General features: G+C 61.3%; 19 protein-coding genes and 2 tRNA genes. 5 read left to right on the plus strand and 16 right to left on the minus strand.

Going from position 1 to position 21,516, the window contains the following annotated elements; genetic code table 11:
* Positions 1-2 precede the first annotated feature (2 nt).
* The 5 genes from AC07NR_RS26025 to rluD all read right to left on the minus strand — a co-directional run bounded on the left by AC07NR_RS26025 (position 3) and on the right by rluD (position 4,836).
* Positions 3-76, minus strand: a tRNA-Pro gene (locus AC07NR_RS26025).
* 9 nt (positions 77-85) lie between these two features.
* Positions 86-161, minus strand: a tRNA-Asn gene (locus AC07NR_RS26030).
* Between the two features lie 298 nt (positions 162-459).
* Positions 460-3,024, minus strand: a complete 2,565-nt coding sequence (gene clpB / locus AC07NR_RS26035) for an ATP-dependent chaperone ClpB (RefSeq protein WP_114885605.1) — start codon at positions 3,022-3,024, stop codon at positions 460-462.
* A gap of 130 nt (positions 3,025-3,154) precedes the next feature.
* On the minus strand, positions 3,155-3,877 hold the full coding sequence (gene pgeF / locus AC07NR_RS26040) for a peptidoglycan editing factor PgeF (RefSeq protein ID WP_495079774.1): 723 nt from the start codon (positions 3,875-3,877) through the stop codon (positions 3,155-3,157).
* Positions 3,874-4,836, minus strand: coding sequence for a 23S rRNA pseudouridine(1911/1915/1917) synthase RluD (gene rluD, locus AC07NR_RS26045; RefSeq protein ID WP_085712174.1), 963 nt, complete (start codon positions 4,834-4,836; stop codon positions 3,874-3,876). The genes pgeF and rluD overlap by 4 nt, the downstream gene beginning before the upstream one ends.
* A gap of 152 nt (positions 4,837-4,988) precedes the next feature.
* Between rluD and AC07NR_RS26050 the strand changes: the two genes are divergently transcribed.
* The 4 genes from AC07NR_RS26050 (at position 4,989) to AC07NR_RS26065 (ending at position 9,287) form a co-directional block, all read left to right on the plus strand.
* A complete protein-coding gene (locus AC07NR_RS26050; protein WP_085712175.1) occupies positions 4,989-6,005 on the plus strand; it encodes an outer membrane protein assembly factor BamD in 1,017 nt (338 codons plus the stop codon).
* A gap of 126 nt (positions 6,006-6,131) precedes the next feature.
* Positions 6,132-6,365, plus strand: coding sequence for a PP0621 family protein (locus AC07NR_RS26055; protein ID WP_085712176.1), 234 nt, complete (start codon positions 6,132-6,134; stop codon positions 6,363-6,365).
* Entirely contained in the window at positions 6,355-7,944 is a 1,590-nt protein-coding gene (locus tag AC07NR_RS26060) for a sensor histidine kinase (protein ID WP_495079775.1), read from the plus strand. The genes AC07NR_RS26055 and AC07NR_RS26060 overlap by 11 nt, the downstream gene beginning before the upstream one ends.
* The gene (locus AC07NR_RS26065) at positions 7,941-9,287 is read left to right on the plus strand and encodes a sigma-54-dependent transcriptional regulator (protein ID WP_495079776.1); all 1,347 of its coding nucleotides are present in this window, start codon (positions 7,941-7,943) and stop codon (positions 9,285-9,287) included. The genes AC07NR_RS26060 and AC07NR_RS26065 overlap by 4 nt, the downstream gene beginning before the upstream one ends.
* On the opposite strand, the gene thiO is transcribed toward AC07NR_RS26065, so the two are convergent.
* The 7 genes from thiO to AC07NR_RS26100 are packed head-to-tail and all read right to left on the minus strand — an operon-like array spanning position 9,284 to position 16,056.
* A complete protein-coding gene (gene thiO, locus AC07NR_RS26070; RefSeq protein WP_495079777.1) occupies positions 9,284-10,384 on the minus strand; it encodes a glycine oxidase ThiO in 1,101 nt (366 codons plus the stop codon). The genes AC07NR_RS26065 and thiO overlap by 4 nt on opposite strands.
* Before the next feature lie 57 nt (positions 10,385-10,441).
* Complete coding sequence (locus tag AC07NR_RS26075; protein ID WP_085712180.1) at positions 10,442-10,843, minus strand: type IV pilin protein; 402 nt, start codon at positions 10,841-10,843, stop codon at positions 10,442-10,444.
* Between the two features lie 14 nt (positions 10,844-10,857).
* Positions 10,858-13,950 (minus strand): pilus assembly protein, encoded by a 3,093-nt coding sequence (locus AC07NR_RS26080; protein WP_495079778.1) that lies wholly within the window; start codon positions 13,948-13,950, stop codon positions 10,858-10,860.
* The gene (locus AC07NR_RS26085; protein WP_495079779.1) at positions 13,937-14,416 is read right to left on the minus strand and encodes a pilus assembly PilX family protein; all 480 of its coding nucleotides are present in this window, start codon (positions 14,414-14,416) and stop codon (positions 13,937-13,939) included. Before AC07NR_RS26085 ends, AC07NR_RS26080 begins: the two co-directional genes overlap by 14 nt.
* A 10-nt stretch (positions 14,417-14,426) precedes the next feature.
* Complete coding sequence (locus AC07NR_RS26090) at positions 14,427-15,140, minus strand: PilW family protein (protein ID WP_305835568.1); 714 nt, start codon at positions 15,138-15,140, stop codon at positions 14,427-14,429.
* Positions 15,137-15,586 carry a type IV pilus modification protein PilV gene (gene pilV, locus AC07NR_RS26095; protein ID WP_305835569.1) on the minus strand — a complete coding sequence of 150 codons (450 nt, stop codon included), beginning with the start codon at positions 15,584-15,586 and terminating at the stop codon, positions 15,137-15,139. The genes AC07NR_RS26090 and pilV overlap by 4 nt, the downstream gene beginning before the upstream one ends.
* On the minus strand, positions 15,583-16,056 hold the full coding sequence (locus AC07NR_RS26100; protein WP_495079780.1) for a GspH/FimT family pseudopilin: 474 nt from the start codon (positions 16,054-16,056) through the stop codon (positions 15,583-15,585). The genes pilV and AC07NR_RS26100 overlap by 4 nt, the downstream gene beginning before the upstream one ends.
* A gap of 130 nt (positions 16,057-16,186) precedes the next feature.
* On the opposite strand from AC07NR_RS26100, the gene AC07NR_RS26105 reads away from it, so the two are divergent.
* Positions 16,187-16,741, plus strand: a complete 555-nt coding sequence (locus AC07NR_RS26105; RefSeq protein WP_495079781.1) for a GspH/FimT family pseudopilin — start codon at positions 16,187-16,189, stop codon at positions 16,739-16,741.
* Here the strand turns inward: AC07NR_RS26105 and ispH are convergent.
* The 4 genes from ispH to ileS all read right to left on the minus strand — a co-directional run bounded on the left by ispH (position 16,713) and on the right by ileS (position 21,512).
* On the minus strand, positions 16,713-17,657 hold the full coding sequence (gene ispH / locus AC07NR_RS26110) for a 4-hydroxy-3-methylbut-2-enyl diphosphate reductase (protein WP_495079782.1): 945 nt from the start codon (positions 17,655-17,657) through the stop codon (positions 16,713-16,715). The two genes, AC07NR_RS26105 and ispH, sit on opposite strands and share 29 nt — an antisense overlap.
* A gap of 73 nt (positions 17,658-17,730) precedes the next feature.
* On the minus strand, positions 17,731-18,168 hold the full coding sequence (gene fkpB / locus AC07NR_RS26115; protein ID WP_170931652.1) for an FKBP-type peptidyl-prolyl cis-trans isomerase: 438 nt from the start codon (positions 18,166-18,168) through the stop codon (positions 17,731-17,733).
* Positions 18,169-18,175: 7 nt separating this feature from the next.
* Positions 18,176-18,688, minus strand: a complete 513-nt coding sequence (gene lspA, locus AC07NR_RS26120; protein ID WP_085712189.1) for a signal peptidase II — start codon at positions 18,686-18,688, stop codon at positions 18,176-18,178.
* Positions 18,681-21,512: an isoleucine--tRNA ligase gene (gene ileS / locus AC07NR_RS26125; protein WP_495079783.1), complete on the minus strand. Its 2,832-nt coding sequence runs from the start codon at positions 21,510-21,512 to the stop codon at positions 18,681-18,683. The genes lspA and ileS overlap by 8 nt, the downstream gene beginning before the upstream one ends.
* Between the last annotated feature and the right edge of the window lie 4 nt (positions 21,513-21,516).

The following is a 21,516-nucleotide window of genomic DNA, read 5'->3' on the forward strand; positions in this document are numbered from 1 at the left end:
GGTCGGGGTAAGGGGATTCGAACTCCTGACATCCTGCTCCCAAAGCAGGCGCGCTACCGGACTGCGCTATACCCCGGCTTGAAATTGGCTCCGTGACCAGGACTCGAACCTGGGACCCAATGATTAACAGTCATTTGCTCTACCGACTGAGCTATCACGGAACTACACATTTCAATTTACTACGGTGAAACTTGCAGCTTCTCGACATCGTTTTCGCATCGCTGCGTTCGTGTGTCTGAGGCGCGCTATTCTACAACCTAGAACACCTCTGTCAACCCCCTAAATTGCTTTCAAGTTAATGATTTGCAACTTATTTCAGATTTCTGCCCAGTGAGCTGAAACCGTGTTGGTGACTGACTGCGGGGCGCACTTTACAAGCCTTTTCCTTTGAGTTCAACAGCCTAACGAAAAAAAAGGCCTCGCATTGCGAGGCCTTCCTTACTTCACCACCCAAAGCTGTCAGTTGAACGTGATCTCGTCGTTCTCCACGACGCCGGTCGCGGTCTCGCCCGGCAGGAAGCGTCCCGACAGGATCAACTGCGCCAACGGGTTCTCGATCCAGCGCTGGATCGCCCGTTTCAGCGGCCGTGCACCGTAGACCGGGTCGTAACCGACGGCAATCAGCTTGTCCATCGCCTCCGGACTCAGTTCCAGCTTCAGCTCGCGCTCGGCCAGACGACTGCGCAGACGACCCAACTGGATCTCGGTAATGCCCGCGATCTGATCCCGCGCCAGAGGCTCGAAGATCACCACTTCGTCGACCCGGTTGATGAACTCCGGACGGAAGTGGGTGGAAATCGCATCCATCACCGCTGCACGTTGTGCTTCACGGTCACCCACCAGTTCCTGGATCTGCATCGAACCGAGGTTGGAGGTCATGACGATCACGGTATTGCGGAAATCCACCGTACGACCGTGGCTGTCGGTCAGGCGACCATCCTCCAGCACTTGCAGCAGGATGTTGAACACATCCGGGTGCGCCTTCTCGACTTCGTCCAGCAGGATCACCGAGTAAGGCTTGCGCCGTACCGCTTCGGTCAGGTAACCGCCCTCTTCGTAACCGACGTAGCCCGGTGGTGCACCGATCAGCCGTGCCACGGAATGTTTCTCCATGAACTCGGACATGTCGATCCGCACCATCGCCTCTTCAGTATCAAAGAGGAATTCGGCCAGTGCCTTGCACAGCTCGGTTTTACCGACACCGGTCGGGCCGAGGAACATGAACGAGCCGCTCGGACGATTCGGATCGGACAACCCGGCACGGGAACGCCGCACCGCGTTGGCTACCGCCACCACCGCTTCGTCCTGACCGATCACGCGCTGGTGCAACAGGCTTTCCATCTTCATCAGCTTGTCGCGCTCGCCTTCGAGCATTTTCGACACGGGAATGCCGGTCCACTTCGAAACGACTTCGGCGATTTCCTCTTCGGTCACCTTGCTGCGCAGCAACTGGTTCTCGCTCTTGCCGTGCTGGTCGACCATTTGCAGGCTGCGTTCCAGATCCGGGATCACCCCGTACTGCAACTCGGCCATGCGGTTCAGATCGCCTTTGCGGCGCGCGGCTTCCAGTTCCTGACGGGACTGTTCGATCTTCTGCTGAATCTGCGCAGAACCCTGTACCTCGGCTTTTTCCGAATTCCAGATTTCTTCCAGATCCGAGTACTCACGCTCGTGGCGGTCGATTTCTTCCTGGAGTTTCTCGAGGCGCTTCTTCGCCGCGTCGTCGCTTTCTTTCTTCAACGCCTGAGATTCCACCTTCAGTTGAATCAGGCGCCGCTCCAGACGATCCAGCACTTCCGGCTTGGAGTCGATCTCCATGCGGATGCGGCTGGCCGCTTCGTCGATCAGGTCGATGGCCTTGTCCGGCAACTGCCGGTCAGTGATATAGCGATGGCTGAGCTTGGCTGCCGCGATGATCGCACCGTCGGTGATCGCCACTTTGTGGTGAACCTCGTAACGCTCCTTGAGGCCACGCAGGATCGCGATGGTGTCTTCTTCGCTCGGCTCGTCCACCAGCACTTTCTGGAAGCGCCGCTCGAGGGCCGCGTCCTTCTCTATATATTGGCGGTACTCGTTGAGCGTGGTCGCACCGACACAATGCAGCTCGCCACGGGCCAGGGCCGGTTTGAGCATGTTGCCGGCGTCCATCGAGCCTTCGCCCTTGCCGGCGCCGACCATGGTGTGCAGTTCGTCGATGAACAGAATGATCTGCCCTTCCTGCTTCGACAGCTCGTTGAGCAGCGCTTTCAGGCGTTCTTCGAACTCGCCGCGATACTTGGCACCGGCAATCAGCGCACCCATATCGAGGGACAGCAGACGCTTGCCGCGCAGGCCATCCGGCACTTCGCCGTTGATGATGCGCTGGGCCAGACCTTCGGCAATCGCGGTTTTACCCACGCCAGGCTCGCCGATCAGCACCGGGTTGTTCTTGGTCCGGCGTTGCAGGACCTGAATGGTGCGACGGATTTCATCGTCACGGCCGATCACCGGGTCGAGCTTGCCGTCTTCGGCGCGCTTGGTCAGGTCGACGGTGTATTTATCCAGCGCCTGACGCGACTCTTCGTGGTTGGCATCGTTGACGGCCTCGCCACCGCGCAGGTTGTTGATGGCGTTTTCCAGCGCCTTCTTGCTCACGCCCTGGCCGAGCAGCAACTTGCCGAGCTTGCTGTTTTCGTCCATCGCCGCGAGCAGTACCAGTTCGCTGGAAATGAACTGGTCGCCCTTCTGCTGGGCCAGACGGTCGGCCTGATTGAGCAGGCGCGCCAGATCCTGCGACATGTTGACGTCGCCGGTCGGGTTCTGGATTTTCGGTAATTGATCGAGCTCTTTGGTCAGCTCTTTACGCAAGCTGTTGACGTCGAATCCCACCTGCATCAACAGGGGTTTGATCGAACCACCCTGCTGTTCAAGCATGGCTTGCATCAAATGCGCCGGCTCGATGGCCGGATGATCGTGGCCGACAGCCAGGGATTGGGCATCGGACAACGCCAACTGTAATTTGCTGGTTAAACGGTCTATACGCATGGGTCACCTTCCTTTTGAGCAGGCCGGACCTAAAAAACCATCCTGAATAAAGAAACCTGCCAGATACCGCTATAGATGCGGTCGATTCTGGAAGATTCAAGCGTGGGACAGTTGATGCAGATCAGACAGTTTAGCGGGTGAGCCAAACGAGGGAGGCGAAGCGACCAGTGCGCGATGCACGGCGATAAGAGAAGAAACGAGGATCGGTCACGGTACAGAAACCGCCACCATAAACAGCCGTGACACCCCGGACCGCCAGACGCAATCGCGCCAGCTTATAGATGTCGGCCATGAACTTGCCCGCGTTATGGCTCGGGACAAAGGCTGTCGCGGCTTCGGACAATTGATTGATGAAGACTTCCCGGACTTCCGGGCCGACTTCGAAGGCTTGCGGACCGATGGCCGGGCCGAGCCAGACCAGAATGTCTTCGGCAGGCACATCCAGGCTGTCGAGGGTCGCTTCCAGCACACCGGCCGCCAGCCCACGCCAACCGGCATGCGCCGCTGCCACGCGAGTACCGGCACGGTCGCAGAACAGCGCCGGCAGGCAATCGGCGGTCATTGCCGCACAAGCGATACCCGGTGTTGCCGTCCAGCTGGCATCTGCCGTGGCTACAACCGACGGATCAGCATGCGCCACGGCAATCCCGTGCACTTGCTGCAACCAGGCAGGCTTTATAGAGAAGTGATCGGTCAGTCGCCGACGGTTTTCGGCGACGGCCTCAGGACGATCATCGACATGATCGCCCAGATTGAGGCTGTCGAACGGCGCCTCGCTGACGCCGCCCTCGCGGGTGGTGACGCAGGCCTTGACGCTGGCCGGCGCAGGCCAGTCCGGCGTCAGCCAGTTCATCCTACGAATGCCTCGCGATCCTGCTTGAGCAGGGTCAGCAGCCACACCAGATCTTCCGGCAACGGCGATTCCCAGCTCATGCGCTCACCGGTGGTCGGATGATCCAGCTCGAGGAACCGTGCGTGCAGGGCCTGACGCGGGAAGTGTTTCAGCGACTCGACCATGGTCTGGCTCGCCGCCGGCGGAATGCGGAAACGACCGCCGTACGCTGGGTCGCCGACCAACGGAAAGTTGATGTGCGCCATGTGTACGCGGATCTGGTGGGTACGACCGGTTTCCAGCTTAACCCGGACATGAGTGTGGGAACGGAAACGCTCCAGTACGCGATAGTGGCTGACCGCAGGCTTGCCACCTTCCATCACCGCCATGCGCTGGCGCTGCTGGCCGTGGCGACCGATCGGGGCATTGATCTTGCCACCGGCCGTCACCACGCCGATCACGATGCACTCGTAGATCCGGCTCACGCTGCGGCTTTGCAGCTGGGCAACCAGCTTGGTCTGCGCCTGGATGGTCTTGGCCACCACCATCAGACCGGTGGTGTCCTTGTCCAGACGGTGCACGATGCCGGCACGCGGGACATTGATGATGTCCGGCACGTGGTGCAGCAAGGCATTGAGCAGGGTGCCATCGGCGTGGCCGGCAGCCGGGTGCACCACCAGGCCCGCAGGCTTGTTGATCACCAGGATATCGTCGTCTTCATAGACGATATCGAGCTCGATGTCCTGGGCGACCCATTCACCCTGGGCCTCCTGCTCGGCGGTCAGTTCAAGGACGGCACCGCCATGAACGATGTCGCGCGGGCGGATGACCGCCCCGTCCACAGTCAGGCGACCTTCTTTGATCCAGGCGGAAAGGCGCGAGCGGGAGTGCTCTGCGAAGAGTTGGGCGGCGACTTGATCGAGGCGTTGGCCGCCCAATTCGGACGGCACCTCTGCGCGAAGTTCAATTTTATCGGACATGCTCGGACTGGGCGTCGGCTACAGCCTTTGGTTTCGGCTGCGCGCTTGTGGTTAAATACGGCGTCTTTTGCCCCGGGGCTTTTCAACGGGGCGCTCATCATAACAGGACGGCCCCGCCCAAGACAGCGGCCGTCATAGGGACGCAAGCCGCCATGCAAGTGAAACACCTGCTGCTGATCGCCATCCTCGCATTGACCGCTGCTTGCTCATCGAAGGAAGTCGTAGACGAAAACCTGAGCGAAACCGAGCTGTACCAGCAGGCTCAAAAGGACCTGGACAACAACAGTTATACCAGTGCCACTGCCAAGCTGAAGGCTCTGGAGTCGCGCTATCCGTTCGGTCGCTACGCAGATCAGGCACAACTTGAACTGATTTATGCGAACTACAAGAACTCGGAGCCGGAAGCTGCAAAGTCCGCCGCCGAGCGCTTCATTCGTCTGCACCCTCAGCACCCGAACGTCGATTACGCCTACTACCTCAAGGGCCTGACCTCGTTCGACCAGGACGTCGGCCTGCTGGCGCGCTTCCTGCCGCTGGACATGACCAAGCGTGACCCGGGTGCTGCCCGCGACTCCTACAACGAGTTCGCCCAGCTGACCAGCCGCTACCCGAACAGCCGCTACGCGCCGGACGCCAAGCAGCGCATGATCTACCTGCGCAACCTGCTGGCAGCCTACGAAATCCACGTGGCCGACTACTACCTGACCCGTCAGGCCTACGTCGCCGCCGCCAACCGTGGCCGTTATGTAGTGGAAAACTTCCAGGAAACCCCATCGGTCGGCGACGGCCTGGCGGTGATGACCGAAGCCTACCAGCGTCTGCACCTGGACGAACTGGCGGCTACCAGCCTGGAAACCCTGAAGCTCAACTACCCGAATCACCCGAGCCTGAAAGACGGTCAGTTCGTACCGTCGGTCGCCGAAGCCGACAACCGTTCGTGGCTGAGCAAGGCCACTCTGGGCCTGATCGAATCCCGTCCGCCGCTGCCGCCGGGAGAGACCCGCGCCAACCAGGACGTGCAGAAGCAGTTCCAGGACGCGAAAGACGCGATCCCGAACGACCTCAAGCCTAAAGATGAAAACGGCGACGTGATCGAAGCGCCGGAACCGGAGTCCAGCAACAGCGACCGCTCCATTTTCAGCTACTTGACCTTCGGTCTGTTCGACTGATCACTTCGGTGATGCCAAAAAGGGAGATCTTCGGATCTCCCTTTTTTATTGCCGCGTTTTATTGCGCTGTGCGCCTGCCAAGACCTTGGCTAAACTGCCGGATCATCAGCCAAAAAGCCGCCCATCATGCTTCGTCTACTGTTCTGGATCGCCCTGATCGCCGCCGCCGTCTGGCTCTGGCGCAAATTCAAGGCGCCTGTCGCACCCACGCAATCCCCCCGCGAACAGGATGCAGCACCGATGGTGCGTTGCGCCCATTGCGGTGTGCACCTGCCACGCGACCGCGCGCTGAGCCTTCGTCAACAGTGGTATTGCAGCCAGGCTCATCTCGAGCAAGGCCCCGGTTCCAGTGATCGCTGAGGCGACCGACGCCACTCGCAAACAGGCCCAGCGACTGCTGCGCCTCTATCACCTCTACCGTCTGAGCGTCGGCATCACCCTGGTGCTGCTGATTTCCAGCAACATGGACAACCGCCTGTTGACGTCGGCCGACGACGAGCTGCTGCGCAATGGCAGCTGGTTGTACCTGGTGCTGAATATCCTGCTGGTGGTGTTCCTGGAGAACATCCGCCGTCCGGCCCAGTTGTTCGGCCTGGCCCTGGTCGACATCCTGCTGCTGTGCGGCCTGTTCTACGCCGCCGGCGGCGTGGCCAGCCCGGTCGGCAATCTGCTGATCGTCTCGATAGCCATCAGCAACACGCTGCTGAGACGCCGTATCGGCGTGCTGATCGCGGCCATCGGTGCACTCGGCATTGTCGGTCTCAGCTTCCTGCTGAGCTTCAGCCATCCCCTGAGCGCCAACGAATACCTGCAGGCGGGCACCCTCGGAGCCCTGTGTTTTGCCGGAGCGCTGCTGGTGCAAGGCTTGATCCGCCGCCTCGAAGTCAGCGAGACCCTCGCCGAACAACGGGCCAGCGAGGTGGTCAGTCTCGAGGCTCTCAACGCCTTGATCCTGCAACGCATGCGCACCGGTATTCTGGTGCTAGACGAACAACGCCGGGTGCAACTGGCCAACCAAAGCGCCCGAACGCTACTGGCGCAGTCGCCCCTTGAAGGCCATTTGATCGATGATTATTCGACCGCGCTGGTTGAGCGCCTGAACCTGTGGCTGAACAACCCGACCCTGCGCCCGCAGAGCCTGAAAATCGCCGCCAACGGCCTGGAACTGCAGCCGAGCTTCATCGCCCTGGAACAGAGCCCGAACCGCCAGACCTTGGTGTTTCTCGAGGACCTCGCGCAAATCGCCCAGCAGGCCCAGCAGTTGAAGCTCGCCGCACTCGGGCGCCTGACCGCCGGCATCGCCCACGAGATCCGTAACCCGCTGGGCGCCATCAGTCATGCCGCACAGCTGTTGCGGGAATCCGAGGAACTCGACGGCGCGGACCGGCGTCTGACACAGATCATCCAGGATCACTCCCAGCGCATGAACCGAGTCATTGAAAATGTCCTGCAACTGTCCCGCCGCCAGCAGAGCGCGCCGCAACGGCTGGATCTCGAGCCATGGCTCGAGCACTTCGTCGAGGAAAGCCGCGAACAGGCCAGCGAGCACCAACGGATTCATCTGAACATCGAATCCGGGGATTTCCGGACCCTGATGGACCCGGGGCAACTGACGCAAATTCTCGACAATCTGTTGCGCAATGGCTGGCGGCACAGCGCCCTGCTGCACGATCCGGCGCAGGTCTGGCTCCGGCTGTTCATCGACCCCGAGAGCCAGCTGGCTGTGCTCGAAGTCCAGGACAACGGCCCCGGCGTGGCGCTGGATCAGCAGGCGCATCTGTTCGAACCTTTCTTCACCACCAGCAGCCAGGGCACCGGCCTTGGGCTTTATCTGTCCCGTGAGCTGTGCGAAAGCAACCAGGCCCGCCTAGACTTCAAACCACGCCAAGGCGGCGGCTGCTTTCGCATCACCTTTGCTCACGGACGGAAACAAAGTTGAACACGAGCCCACGGCAAAAAATCCTCATCGTCGACGACGAACCGGATATCCGCGAACTCCTGGAAATCACCCTGGGACGGATGAAACTCGACACCTTCAGCGCACGCAACCTCGGCGAAGCCCAGGCGCTGCTGAACCGCGACACCTTCGACCTGTGCCTGACCGACATGCGCCTGCCGGACGGCACCGGGCTGGAACTGGTGCAGCACATCCAGCAACGCTACCCGCAATTGCCGGTGGCGATGATCACCGCTTATGGCAGCCTGGAAACAGCGATCAACGCCCTGAAAGCCGGGGCTTTCGACTTCCTGACCAAACCGGTGGATCTCACTCGACTGCGCGAACTGGTCGCCACCGCGTTGCGCATGCCGGCGACCGGCGGCGTCTGCACATCGATTGACCGGCGCCTGCTCGGTGATTCGCAGCCGATGTGCAACCTGCGCAAGCAGATCGACAAACTGGCCCGCAGTCAGGCGCCGGTCTATATCAGCGGCGAGTCCGGTAGTGGCAAGGAACTGGTCGCCCGGCTGATTCACGAGCAGGGTCCACGCGCCAGCCAGCCGTTCGTGCCGGTGAATTGCGGGGCGATTCCTTCGGAATTGATGGAGAGCGAGTTCTTCGGGCACCGCAAAGGCAGTTTCACCGGCGCGGTGGACGATAAGCCGGGGCTGTTCCAGGCTGCCCATGGCGGGACGCTGTTTCTCGATGAAGTGGCGGACTTGCCGCTGTCGATGCAGGTCAAGCTGCTGCGGGCGATTCAGGAAAAGGCCGTGCGCAGCGTCGGCGGCCAGCAGGAGACCGTGGTCGATGTGCGTATTCTGTGCGCCACTCACAAGGACCTGGACGCGGAAGTCGCCGCCGAGCGCTTTCGGCAGGATCTGTATTACCGGCTGAACGTGATCGAACTGCGGGTGCCTTCTCTGCGCGAACGTCGTGACGATATCGAGGCATTGGCCAGCCATGTGCTCAAGCGTCTGGCCCATGGCACTGGCCAGCCGGCGGCGCGCCTGCATCCACAAGCGCTGGAGGCGTTGAAGAACTACCGCTTTCCGGGGAATGTCCGGGAGCTGGAGAACGTCCTCGAGCGCGCGCACACCCTGTGCGAAAACCGCACGATCGAGGCCGACGACCTGCGCCTGAGCGAAGGCAATTGCGCAGCCGAGGGCGGCATTGCCGATCTCACACAGATCGACAACCTCGAAGACTATCTGGAAAACGTCGAGCGCAAACTGATCCTGCAAGCGCTGGAAGAAACCCGCTGGAACCGTACCGCAGCGGCCCAGCGGTTGAATCTGTCATTCCGTTCGATGCGCTACAGGCTCAAGAAGCTCGGCCTGGATTAAATGCGCCCGGTCGGGGCATACGGCGCCGGATCGATGATCGGCGCCCGCCCCAGCATCACATCGGCAAACAGCTGACAGGAGGCGGGTGCCAGCACCAGCCCGTTGCGGTAATGCCCGCAGTTTAGCCACAAGCCATCAACACCGGGCACCCGCCCGATATAGGGAATGCCCTCCGGCGAGCCGGGACGCAACCCGGCCCAGTGCCCCACCACTTCGGCATCCGCCAGCGCCGGCAGCAATTCGACCGCCGAGGCCTTGAGGCTTTCCAGTGCACTGTCGGTCGGGGTCTTGTCGAAACCTTCGTGCTCCAGCGTGCTGCCGATCAGGATGTGCCCGTCGCGACGCGGAATCGCATAACGCCCTTTGGCCAGCACCATGCTCGGCAGGAAGTCCGCCGCGCACTTGTAGAGAATCATCTGGCCTTTGACCGGCTCCACCGGCAGCGACAGATTCAGCGTCTTGAGCAGCTCGCCGCTCCACGCCCCCGCCGTCAGCACCACCTGGTCGCCGTTGATCACGCCTTTCGGCGTTTGCACACCGACAACCTTCTCGCCTTCACGGACAAACCCGCTGACCTCGCACTGCTCGTGAATCGTCACGTTAGGCAGCGCCTGCAACGCGGCTTTCAGCGACTTCACCAGCCGTGGGTTGCGTACGTTGGCCACATCGGCCATGTGGATCGCCCGGGAAAAACCGCCGCCGAGTACCGGCACCGCATCATGGGCCGCCGAGATATCCACAGCCCGCAGCGGACGGTTTTCCCGCTCGGCCCAGGCCAGCGCTTCGGCTTCGTCGTCCAGGTCCAGCCAGTACAGGCCGGTGGTATGGACTTCAGGATCGACACCGGTATCGGCAAACAGCCGCTCGCCCAGCTGTGGATAAAAGTCCTGCGACCAGTGCGCCAGTGCCGTGACCGCCGGGCTATAACGCCATGGATACAGCGGAGAAACGATGCCGCCGCCGGCCCAGGACGATTCCTGGCCGACGTTCGAGCGATCCAGCAGCACCACGCTGCGCACTTCGGAGGCGAGGTTGTACGCGGTCAGCAGGCCAATCACCCCGCCACCGACAATCACCACTTGCTGTTGCCTGGTCATGTTTGTTCCAACCGTAAAAAAGACAGTGGGCGCAAAAGGCGCCCGAATGAAAGCGGCTCAGCGGCCCCAGCAATCCTTGGTGGCAAGCCCGGCAGTCGCGTTGATCATGCTGCGCACACCGGTGTTGGTGAGGGTGAAGTCCCCGCACTTGTCGCCGGCCATGGTCGTGCCGGCCTTGCGGGTCGCGGTCAGCAGGTAGGTCTGGTCAGCGATGGTCGGGGTGATGGTGTAGAAATCATTGCCCGTGCTGAGCCCGGTGACACCGGTGTAAACATTGTTGCGGGTGTAGAAGCGTTCGAGGGTCTGCGCCTGCTCGTTCAGCAGCGAGGCCACTTCGGCGCGGCGGCCCTTTTTCAGGTATTCGGTATAGCTCGGTGCGGCAATGGTGATGATGATCCCGATGATCGCTATCACGATCATGATTTCGATCAGGGTGAACCCGCGGATGGATCTGCGCATGCCTCAACTCTCGCTTACTGTATTTGTCGCCACATGATACGACGGCTGCCGCCGCCGGATTTTTCCACCAGGGTGGTGATCCCGCCACTGGAATCGTTCACGATCTTGCGCGATGCGCCGTTGACGATGGCGTTCAGCGTAGGAATGCCGCCACTGAACACCACACCGCTGGAAATCGTGTCATTGGTGTCGACCACGCCGTCGGCGTTGGTGTCGAGCACCGCATAGTTGAGCATCTTACCGCTGAATGCATCGAGTTCGACCAGTTTGCCGGTACCGAAGCTGGAGCACGGGTCAGTGGTATCGACACTGGCCGTGGTGAACACGATGCGCCCCAGCACCAGGCTGGCCTGATTGATCACCCGCTCGCCGGTCAATACGTTGTTGTACACCAGCGGCAGGTACCAGCCCTTCTCCGCCGGATACGTGGTGTCGTTCTGGGTCGTGGTAATGAACTGCCCTGTACTGCCCGAGAACACACCGGTGATGGCCTGGGCTTGCAAACTGCTGACCGTCAGTTGCCCCGAGCCGCCATCGGCATCCCACACCGAATAGAACGCCTGCAGATCCTTGTTGGTCTTGTCGGCGGTTTCGTTGAACTTGCCGGTGCCGACGAAAATCTGTTTGCCCCCCAATGAGTTGTCCGCCAGCAGCGGTTGCGCCGTGATCGGTTGCGTCGTGCCGCCCGCCGTGGTGAACAGCGGTTTTCCGGAAAACGCCACGCCCCAGCTGTCGGTAGTGGTCGCGCTCAGGTCGAACTTCCACAGGCGCCCCTTCAAGTCTCCACCGTACGCGGCCTGCACCACGTTCTGCGAATTGACCTTGAGCTTCACCGACGACAGTCCGTTGGTGGTTTCGGTACTGTCGATAACTATTTTTTTGATCAGCGAACCGTCGCGCACATCCAGCACATATAACGCAGCCACCCCCGAGTTGCTGCCATAGCCATTGGCGATGAAAGCCGCCCAGCGACCATCGGCCAAGCGTGCCACTTCCGGCCGGGCGTAGGCATAACCCAGATCATTGAATGCGTTAGCAGTGCTGGCAGTGGCCGGTGCACTCACTTCCCACAACGCATTGAGAATGTTCCCCGCAGAAGCGTCGAACAACTGCAAGGCATAAAACGTCTTGCCACCGGCCCCGGTGCCGCCGATGGCGAGGGTCTTCCAGGCCGTGCCGAACTGCGCGTCATAGACACCAACCTGCCCGTCCACCAGAAACTTGTGGCTGACGCCGTTGATGTAGTTGGGGTCGGCGATCAATCGCAACGACGGCAGCACGCTCGACGGCATGTAGGCGTAACGCCGGGTGCCGTTGGCCGGGTTGATGACGCTGACGAAACCGTCGTTGCCGTTCACCACCAGGTTGGCATTCATGTTCGCGGCCTTGGTGGTCAGGTAACTGGTGTAGGTAGTGTCGCCCGACAGGTCGGAGGCAGTCTTGTCCGTGGGTGAGGCCAGCACCAGCGGCGAGTTGATGATGTCGCCCAGCAATACGCTGCGAACCTTGAGCCCGGTCTTGTTGGTGCCCTTGCTCCACTCCACCAGATCGCTGCCACTGATGCCGCTGGGCAGGCTCTGGCCGAGCGTTGTCTGCTGCGCTGCAGAGAAGTTGCCGTAAGCCAGCGTCACCGCCGCGTTGCTCAAGGTATTCCACGATTGATAGGTCGGTGCCGTGGCGCCGGGGACGATGGCGGTGTCGGTCGTCCACAGCACCGTCGAGGTGTTGACCGTCCCGCTCGAGGTGAAGCCGAAGGACTTGATGGTGCCGCGCCAGTCCCGGGGATCGTAACTGGTCTGGAAATAGCTGCTGCCGCTCACCAGTGTCGTAGCGCTGGTCACACCACTGCCTCCGGAACCGGCCTTGGAGGTGATGTCGCTCAATGCCGATGACAACGCCGTGTTCAGGCCAGCACTGTCGGTGGCCTGGTAATACTTGCCCTGGCCGTAGTTTGCCGCGTCCGACAACATATCGTTGTCGGCGGTGAAGCCAACGGTGTAAGTGTTCATGTTCTGTTTGGGAAAGTCTGGCGAGCTCCAGCTCTTGCCAGCCGCATCGACACCGGTCGAACGCATGTCGATGTCGAAGGCGAACTTGGCGATGTCGTCCAGGTACAGCGTGTCGCCCTCGTTATCGCCGCTGAGATTGTTGCCGTCATTGTTGATGCCATCCCAGTTCGGCAATCGGCTGCCGCCCAGCGGGTCATTGGTGGGGAACGTGCGGTCGTAGGTCGGCAAGCCGTCGGTAATCACCACCCCGTAATTTTTCTGGCAACGGTACTGGATCGGACTGGTGTAGGTGCTCGGCGTGGTGTTGTAGTACGGCGTCATGCCGCGCATGTAGCGGGTGATTTCGTAATAGGTTTCCGCCAAGGGCGTATTGGCCACGGCGCTCAGGCCGCTGATCGCCGAGATCAGCGCGTTGTAGTTACTGTCGGCCTGGGCCTGGGTCACGCTGCCGCTGACCGGCGCCAGGTCGCTGACGGACCGGGCGATGTAGCCGCCGTTGCCCGGGTTGCTGCTGGTGGCCGGGTTGAATGTCGACAGGCCGAAACGCAGGTTTCGGTTGCTGGTCACCAGTGCGGTGGAAACGTTGCGGGCGACGTTGATCCGGTAGTCGTTGGGAATCGCCCCGGTGGTGAAGTCACGGGTGCCGTTGCTGATGGCGAGGCCGACCACGTAGGCGATGTAATCCCCGTAGTACCGGGTATTGCCGCCGCCGACCGGGTCCGGCAGTTTAAGGCACAGCGGTGCCAGACTGTTGTTGTAGAACGCATAGGCACCGCCGGAGCAGCCGGAAGTCGGCAGGCTCGACAGAAACACCGGATCGCCGGTGATGGCCGTCGAACTCAGGCACAACCCGAGCACCGCGTTGCACTGCCGGGCCGGTGTGCGGGTGACCGTAGGATCGAAACCCGCAGCGTAAATGATGCTGTTCATGCTGCCCGAGTCGTCGATCAGCAAGATGACATTCGGCGGCACGGCGGCGGCACTGAGCAATGGCGAATCAGACGGCGTGAACGCATACGCCGGCGCGGCCAGATACAACCCCGCAAGAAACCCCGCCAGCCACGGCCGCCAGCCAGAGCGTCGTTCAGTACTTCGCATAGACACTCTCCACCACACTGCGTGAACTGCCGACGATCCCGACAGCCGTGACCCGGTACAGCGTCGCCGAGGTGTTGCTCGGAACGTTCACCGCGGTGAGCGTGGTGCCGATGTTCTGTACCCCGTAGAAGCCGCTGCCCGCAGCGATCCAGGTCACCCCGGAGGTCGAATTGAACCCCGCCGCACTGACTACCGACGATTCTGCCGGCGGCGCACACTGGGTGGCATTGGCACACACCGCCAACGTATATGTGCTCAGTTGCACCGCACTCTCGCCAATACGCAGTGCCGCCTCGGCAGTCTGGAACGACTGATTGCGCAGGCTCACGCTGCCGGCCATCTTTTCCTGCAGGTTGGCGCTCTGCATCGATGACAGGCCGATCACCGTCAGGAGCAACAGAAATACCAGGCTGACCAGCAGCACCATGCCACGCTGGGTTGGTCGTTGATGGAGAGAAACATTCATTGGCCGGCCCTCACTGCAAGCGGTTGCGCAGAGCGGCAACCACGTTGAAGGTCTGGTTGGCGACCCGGTTGTTCGGGTCGGTGAGGGTCAGGGTCAGGCGTACGCTGCGGATGCGCGCCGGATCGCCGGGGTTGCTGCTGTAGGTCGAAGCAGAGACATCCGTCGCCGACGTGGCGAGCCCGAACATCACCGTAAACGCACTGACGTTGTTCACCAGGACCTGCTGGGTCGGCGTTCCGCCACCGGTACCCATCAGAATCTGGTTGTTGCTGAAGCTGTAGACCAGACGGCGGATCGGGAAGGCGATTTGCCCGGCCGCCGGAGTCTGCAGGTTGCTGTAGGCCGTTGCGCTGTTGCGGCAATCGGAAACCACCGTCCAGGTCGGTGTTCCACCGCCACTGCCGACGTCGGCAGTGACCAGCGTCAGTTTGAGATTGGTGTTGTCCCAGCTGATCGGCGTGATCTGCGCAGCATTGAAATCGCCGCTGGTGCTGGCGTCGATAATGGTCCCGAGGCAGCCGAACATCCCGACCATGCGAATTTCCTGGATCATCTTGCTCAGCACGAACCGTGCATCTTCCTGCATGGCCGCCGAGGTGTTCTGGCTGACGTAGGTATTCTTCGCTGCAAGAAAGGTCTGTACGACGCCCAGCACGATGATCAGCCCCAGCGCCAGGGCGATAAGCATTTCGATCAGACCGAAACCCTGGTTATGCCGCTTCATGGCGTGGCCACCGGATCGACCGTGGCGCGACTGGTCAGGACAAAACTGCGCGGGGCGCTCGCGGTGTTGGCGGCCCGTGAGTCGCTCCAGTTGATGGTGATGGTGTACACCCGCTGGTTGAGGGTGATGCTGCCGGTGGCAGTCGGCCCGCCGAAATTGACGATGTTGGTGGTGAAGTCGTAGAGATCCTGATCACGGGTGACGCTCAGGTTGCCCGAGGTCGGTGGCGTGACGGTGTAGTCGGCGCCGGAATTGGCGCGGATGCGGTCCATCATGTCGTAGGCGATGAAACTCGCCTGACTGGTCATCCGCGAGCTATCGGTGTATTTCAGCGCATTGAGCTGAACCGCCGCCGCCCCCAGCAACCCGACCGTCAGCACCAGCAACGCGACGAGGATTTCGATCAGCGACATGCCTTCCTGTGCAACTCTGCTCCCTGCCCTCATCCGCAGCTTCCACCCGATTGAATTCGTCCGTTCAGACACACGTTCAGCGTCCTGCTTTGCGTTCCCAGCGTATAACTGAACACCACCGCCGAGGACGGTGCGGCCAGACCACCCAGATTATTGAAATCCAGCGTGGTTACTCCTGAGGTTAGCGTCAGAGTCGCGCCACTGCTCATCGCTGGAACAACCCGCAATACATTGGCCGAAGTGCCAGTACTGTCGTAGACCGACAACTCGCCCGTCCAGACGCTGCCCCCGGCAGTCGGTCGCAACCGGATGGTGGTCCCGCGATCAATGGCTTCCAGTCGCGCATAGTTGAGCGCCCGCTGCAGGTCGCCGACTTCGGTATCGGCCTTGCTGCCCTGTATCGATCGGGTAAACGCCGGGACGGCCATCGTGATCAGGATCACAACCAATGCGACCGCCACCAGCACCTCGATCAGCGTGAAACCTTTTGTACGATGATCCATCGATGCCCTCCGTTGCCGTCGGCTATACCTGCCCTGTAAACCTAGAACATTCGGCCGGCTTGCGTCGGTTGATTTGCCCTGCCCGGCGCACGGATCGCGTCGAGCCCCCTGCTCCAAGGAGGAAATGCTCATGCCGCAACAGGGATTCAGTCTGGTCGAACTGCTCATGGGACTGGCGATCGGCGCAATTGTTCTGTCACTGGTCAGTCCGGCGCTCGCCACGCTGAAGGAGTCGAACCAGCGGCAACAGGCCGCTGAGTCGCTGATCAGCGGGATACGCAATGCCCGCAGCCAGGCGATCACGCGCAATCAGAGCGTAGTGATTCACGGCATCGACGGGGACTGGAGCCGGGGCTGGCGGATCATTCTGGATGTCAGTGGCAAGGGCGCGGAGGACAGCAGCAATCCGCTGCTGGTCGAGCACGCCAGCGATGGGCAAGTGCCCATTGTCGGTAACTGGTTCGTCAGTCGGTACATTCGGTTCAGCAGTCTGGGGCAACCGCTGATGCCCGGGCGGGCATTTCAGGCAGGAAAACTACACATCTGTTCGACCCGCGAACCGGTCAGCCAGCTTCAACTGGTGCTGGCGGCAACCGGTCGCGTGCGCCTGGCCAGCGAAAAAGCTGAACAGGCACTGTGTCGAAAGGATAAAGCAGTCAGATCGAGCGGACGCGCAGCTCTTTAGGCATCGAGAAGGTGATGTTCTCTTCACGCCCGGCCAACTCGTCGGCACCGGTGGCGCCCCAGGCCTGCAACTGCTGGATCACGCCGCGCACCAGCACTTCCGGCGCAGAAGCACCGGCAGTGATGCCGATATGCTCGACGCCATCGAACCAGCTCTTTTGCAGGTCTTCGGCACCGTCGATCAGGTACGCCGGCGTGGCCATACGCTCGGCCAGCTCGCGCAGACGGTTGGAGTTGGAGCTGTTAGGGCTGCCTACCACCAGGACCACATCGCACTCATCGGCCAGTTGCTTGACCGCGTCCTGACGGTTCTGGGTGGCGTAGCAGATGTCGTCCTTGCGCGGCCCTCCGATAGCCGGGAAACGCGAGCGCAAAGCATCGATAACCCGGCTGGTATCGTCCATCGACAAGGTGGTCTGGGTGACGAAGGCCAGTTTTTCAGGGTTGTGCACCTGCAGCTCGGCGACATCTTTCTCGTCTTCGACGAGGTAGATCGCGCCGCCGTTGCTGGCGTCGTACTGGCCCATGGTGCCTTCGACTTCCGGGTGACCGGCGTGGCCGATCAGGATGCATTCACGGCCGTCGCGGCTGTACTTGGCGACTTCGATGTGCACCTTGGTCACCAGCGGGCACGTAGCGTCGAACACTTTCAGGCCACGACCGGCGGCTTCAGTACGCACGGCTTGCGAGACGCCATGGGCACTGAAGATCACGATGACGTCGTCCGGCACCTGATCCAGTTCTTCGACGAAGATCGCGCCACGACTGCGCAGGTCCTCGACGACAAACTTGTTGTGCACCACTTCATGACGCACGTAGATCGGCGGCCCGAAGACTTCCAGGGCGCGGTTGACGATTTCGATCGCCCGGTCCACGCCGGCGCAGAAGCCACGGGGGTTGGCGAGTTTGATTTGCATGCTGTGCCTCGTGTCTTGCGCGCGAAAAATTCAGATCAATGCAGGGGCCGGGCCGGCCCCTGCAGAACAGCGTTTACAGCGCTTTGACGGAGAAGATTTCCACGTCAAAGGTCAGCGTCTTGCCGGCCAGCGGGTGGTTGAAGTCGACGGTCACTTGCGCGTCGTCGAACTCTTTCACCACACCCGGCAGCTCAGTATTGGCCGCATCGTTGAAGATCACCAGCAAACCTGGCGACAGCTCCATGTCCGCAAACTGCGAACGTGGAATGACCTGCACGTTCTGCGGGTTCGGCTGGCCGAATGCGTTTTCCGGCTCGATGGTCAGGGTGCGCTTGTCACCCGCCTTGAAGCCGAACAGCGCCGCTTCGAAACCCGGCAGCAGGTTGCCGTCGCCGACCTTGAAGGTCGCCGGGGCTTTGTCGAAGGTGCTGTCGACCGTATCGCCGTTCTCCAGGCGCAATGCAAAATGCAAAGTGACTTCCGTGTTCTGGCCGATGCGTTGCTCAGCCAATACCTGTTCAGTCATGAACGGCTTCTCCGGTTTTTTTACTTTTGAACATGTCCAGTGCCAGCATCACCGCGCCAACGGTGATGGCGCTGTCGGCGAAGTTGAACGCCGGGAAGTACCAGCGGTTCTGCCAGTGCACCAGAATGAAGTCGATCACATGGCCCAGGGCAATGCGGTCATACAGATTGCCCAGCGCGCCGCCCAGCACCAGCGCCAGCGCGATGGCCAGCCAGGTTTCGTTGCGGCCCAGGCGCTTGAGCCAGACCACCAGCACCGCACTGACCACCACCGCGATCAGGGCGAACAGCCAGCGCTGCCAGCCGGAGCTGTCAGCCAGGAAGCTGAATGCCGCGCCGGTGTTGTAGGCCAGGGTCCAGCTGAAGTAATCGGGAATGATCACGATCTGCTGGTACATCTCGAGCTTGCCTTCGAAGTAGAACTTGCTGGCCTGGTCAATGACCAGAACCAGCAAGCTCAACCAGAGCCAGCTCAGCCGTCCGAAACGGCCAACGGCGTTAGGCATAGTGACGAACCTCACCGGCACCATCGATGTTGTCCACGCAACGGCCGCAGATTTCCGGATGCTCCGGGTTCACGCCGACGTCTTCACGGCAGTGCCAGCAACGGGCGCATTTCGGGAAGGCGGATTTGACGATCTTCAGCTTCAGTCCGCCGACTTCGGTGGCCACCGCTTCGGCCGGAGCCTGCACGAACGGCGCAACGCTGGCAGTCGAGGTGATCAGTACAAAGCGCAACTCGTTGCTCAGCTTGGCCAGGTCGGCGCTCAGAGCGTCTTCGGCGTACAGCGTCACTTCGGCTTGCAGGTTGCCACCGACGGCCTTGGCCGCGCGCTGGATTTCCATCTCTTTGTTGACCGCGACCTTCACTTCCATGATGCGATCCCAGTACTCGCGACCCAGCTCGAAGCCTTCCGGCAACTCGGTCAGGCCTTCGTACCAGGTGTTGAGCATCACCGATTCGTTTCGCTCGCCAGGCAGGTACTGCCACAGCTCGTCGGCGGTGAAGGCCAGGATCGGTGCGATCCAGCGCACCAGCGCTTCGGAGATGTGGAACAGCGCGGTCTGGCACGAACGACGGGCCTTGCTGTTGGCGCCGGTGGTGTACTGGCGGTCCTTGATGATGTCGAGGTAGAAACCACCCAGCTCCTGCACGCAGAAGTTGTGGATCTTCGAGTAGACGTTCCAGAAACGGTATTCGCCGTAGTGCTCTTGCAGCTCGCGTTGCAGCAGCAGGGTACGGTCCACTGCCCAGCGATCCAGTGCCAGCATGTCTTCGGCCGGCAGCAGGTCGGTGGCCGGGTTGAAACCGGTCAGGTTGGAAAGCAGGAAGCGCGCGGTGTTACGGATACGACGGTAGGCATCCGCGCTGCGCTGCAGGATCTGCTCGGACACGGCCATTTCGCCGGAGTAGTCGGTCGACGCGACCCACAGACGCATGATGTCGGCGCCCAGGGTGTCGTTGACTTTCTGCGGCGCGATCACGTTGCCCAGGGACTTGGACATCTTGCGGCCGGACTCGTCCACGGTGAAACCGTGGGTCAGCAGCTCGCGGTACGGCGCGTGGTTGTCGATGGCGCAACCGGTCAGCAAGGACGAGTGGAACCAGCCACGGTGCTGGTCGGAACCTTCCAGGTACAGGTCGGCGCGCGGGCCGGTCTCGTGGCCCATCGGGTGCGAACCGCGCAGGACGTGCCAGTGCGTGGTGCCCGAGTCGAACCAGACGTCGAGGGTGTCGCTGATCTTGTCGTACTGCGGCGCTTCATCGCCCAGCAGTTCGGCAGCGTCGAGTTTGAACCAGGCTTCGATACCTTCGACTTCGACGCGCTTGGCGACTTCTTCCATCAGCTCGACGGTGCGTGGGTGCAGCTCGCCGCTTTCCTTGTTCAGGAAGAACGGGATCGGCACGCCCCAGTTACGCTGACGGGAGATGCACCAGTCCGGACGGTTGGCGATCATCGAGTGCAGGCGCGCCTGGCCCCAGGCCGGAACGAACTTGGTGTCTTCGATGGCTTTGAGCGAGCGCTGACGCAGGGTGTCGCCGGATACCGGCTCTTTGTCCATGCCGATGAACCACTGCGCGGTAGCGCGATAGATCAGCGGGGTCTTGTGACGCCAGCAGTGCATGTAGCTGTGTTCGATGACGGTGGTGTGCATCAGCGCACCGACTTCGGTGAGTTTTTCGACGATGGCCGGGTTGGCCTTCCAGATGAACTGGCCGCCGAAGAATTCCAGCGACGGCACGTAAACGCCGTTGCTCTGTACCGGGTTGAGGATGTCGTCGTTGACCATGCCGTACTTCTTGCAGGTCACGAAGTCGTCCACACCGTAGGCCGGGGCGGAGTGAACCACGCCGGTGCCGGCGCCCAGTTCCACGTAGTCGGCCAGGTACACCGGCGACAGACGGTCGTAGAACGGGTGACGGAAATTGATCAGTTCCAGCGCCGAACCCGGTGCGGTGGCCAGAACGGTGCCTTCAACGCCGTAACGGGTCAGGCAGGATTCGACCAGCTCTTCGGCCAGAACCAGCAGCTTGTCGCCGATATCGACCAGCGCGTAGTTGAATTCCGGGTGAACGTTCAGCGCCTGGTTGGCCGGGATGGTCCACGGGGTGGTGGTCCAGATCACGATCGAGGCAGGCTTGCCCAACGACGGCAGACCGAACGCGGCAGCCAGTTTGGCTTCGTCGGCGATCGGGAACGCTACGTCGATGGTCGAGGACTTCTTGTTCTCGTACTCGACTTCCGCTTCGGCCAGGGCCGAACCGCAGTCGAAGCACCAGTTCACAGGCTTCAGGCCCTTGAACACGAAACCGCCCTTGACGATTTCGGCGAGGGCGCGGATTTCACCGGCCTCGTTCTTGAAGTCCATGGTCTTGTACGGGTTGGCGAAGTCGCCCAGCACGCCGAGACGGATGAATTCGGTCTTCTGCCCTTCGATCTGCTCGGTGGCGTAGGCACGGCACAGTTCGCGGGTCTTGTCCGCGCCCAGGTTCTTGCCGTGGGTCACTTCAACCTTGTGCTCGATCGGCAGGCCGTGGCAGTCCCAACCTGGAACATACGGCGCGTCGAAGCCCGACAGGGTCTTCGAGCGGATGATCATGTCCTTGAGAATCTTGTTCAGTGCGTGACCGATGTGGATCGTACCGTTGGCGTACGGAGGGCCGTCGTGCAGGACGAACTTCGGACGATCCTTGCCAATCTCGCGCAACTTTCCGTACAGGCCAATACTGTCCCAGCGCTGCAGGATCTGCGGTTCGCGCTGTGGCAGGCCGGCCTTCATTGGGAAGGCGGTGTCCGGAAGGTTTAGCGTGGCTTTATAGTCGGTCATTTAA

The sequence above is a fragment of the Pseudomonas sp. GW821-FHT09C09 genome (genome assembly GCF_059418105.1).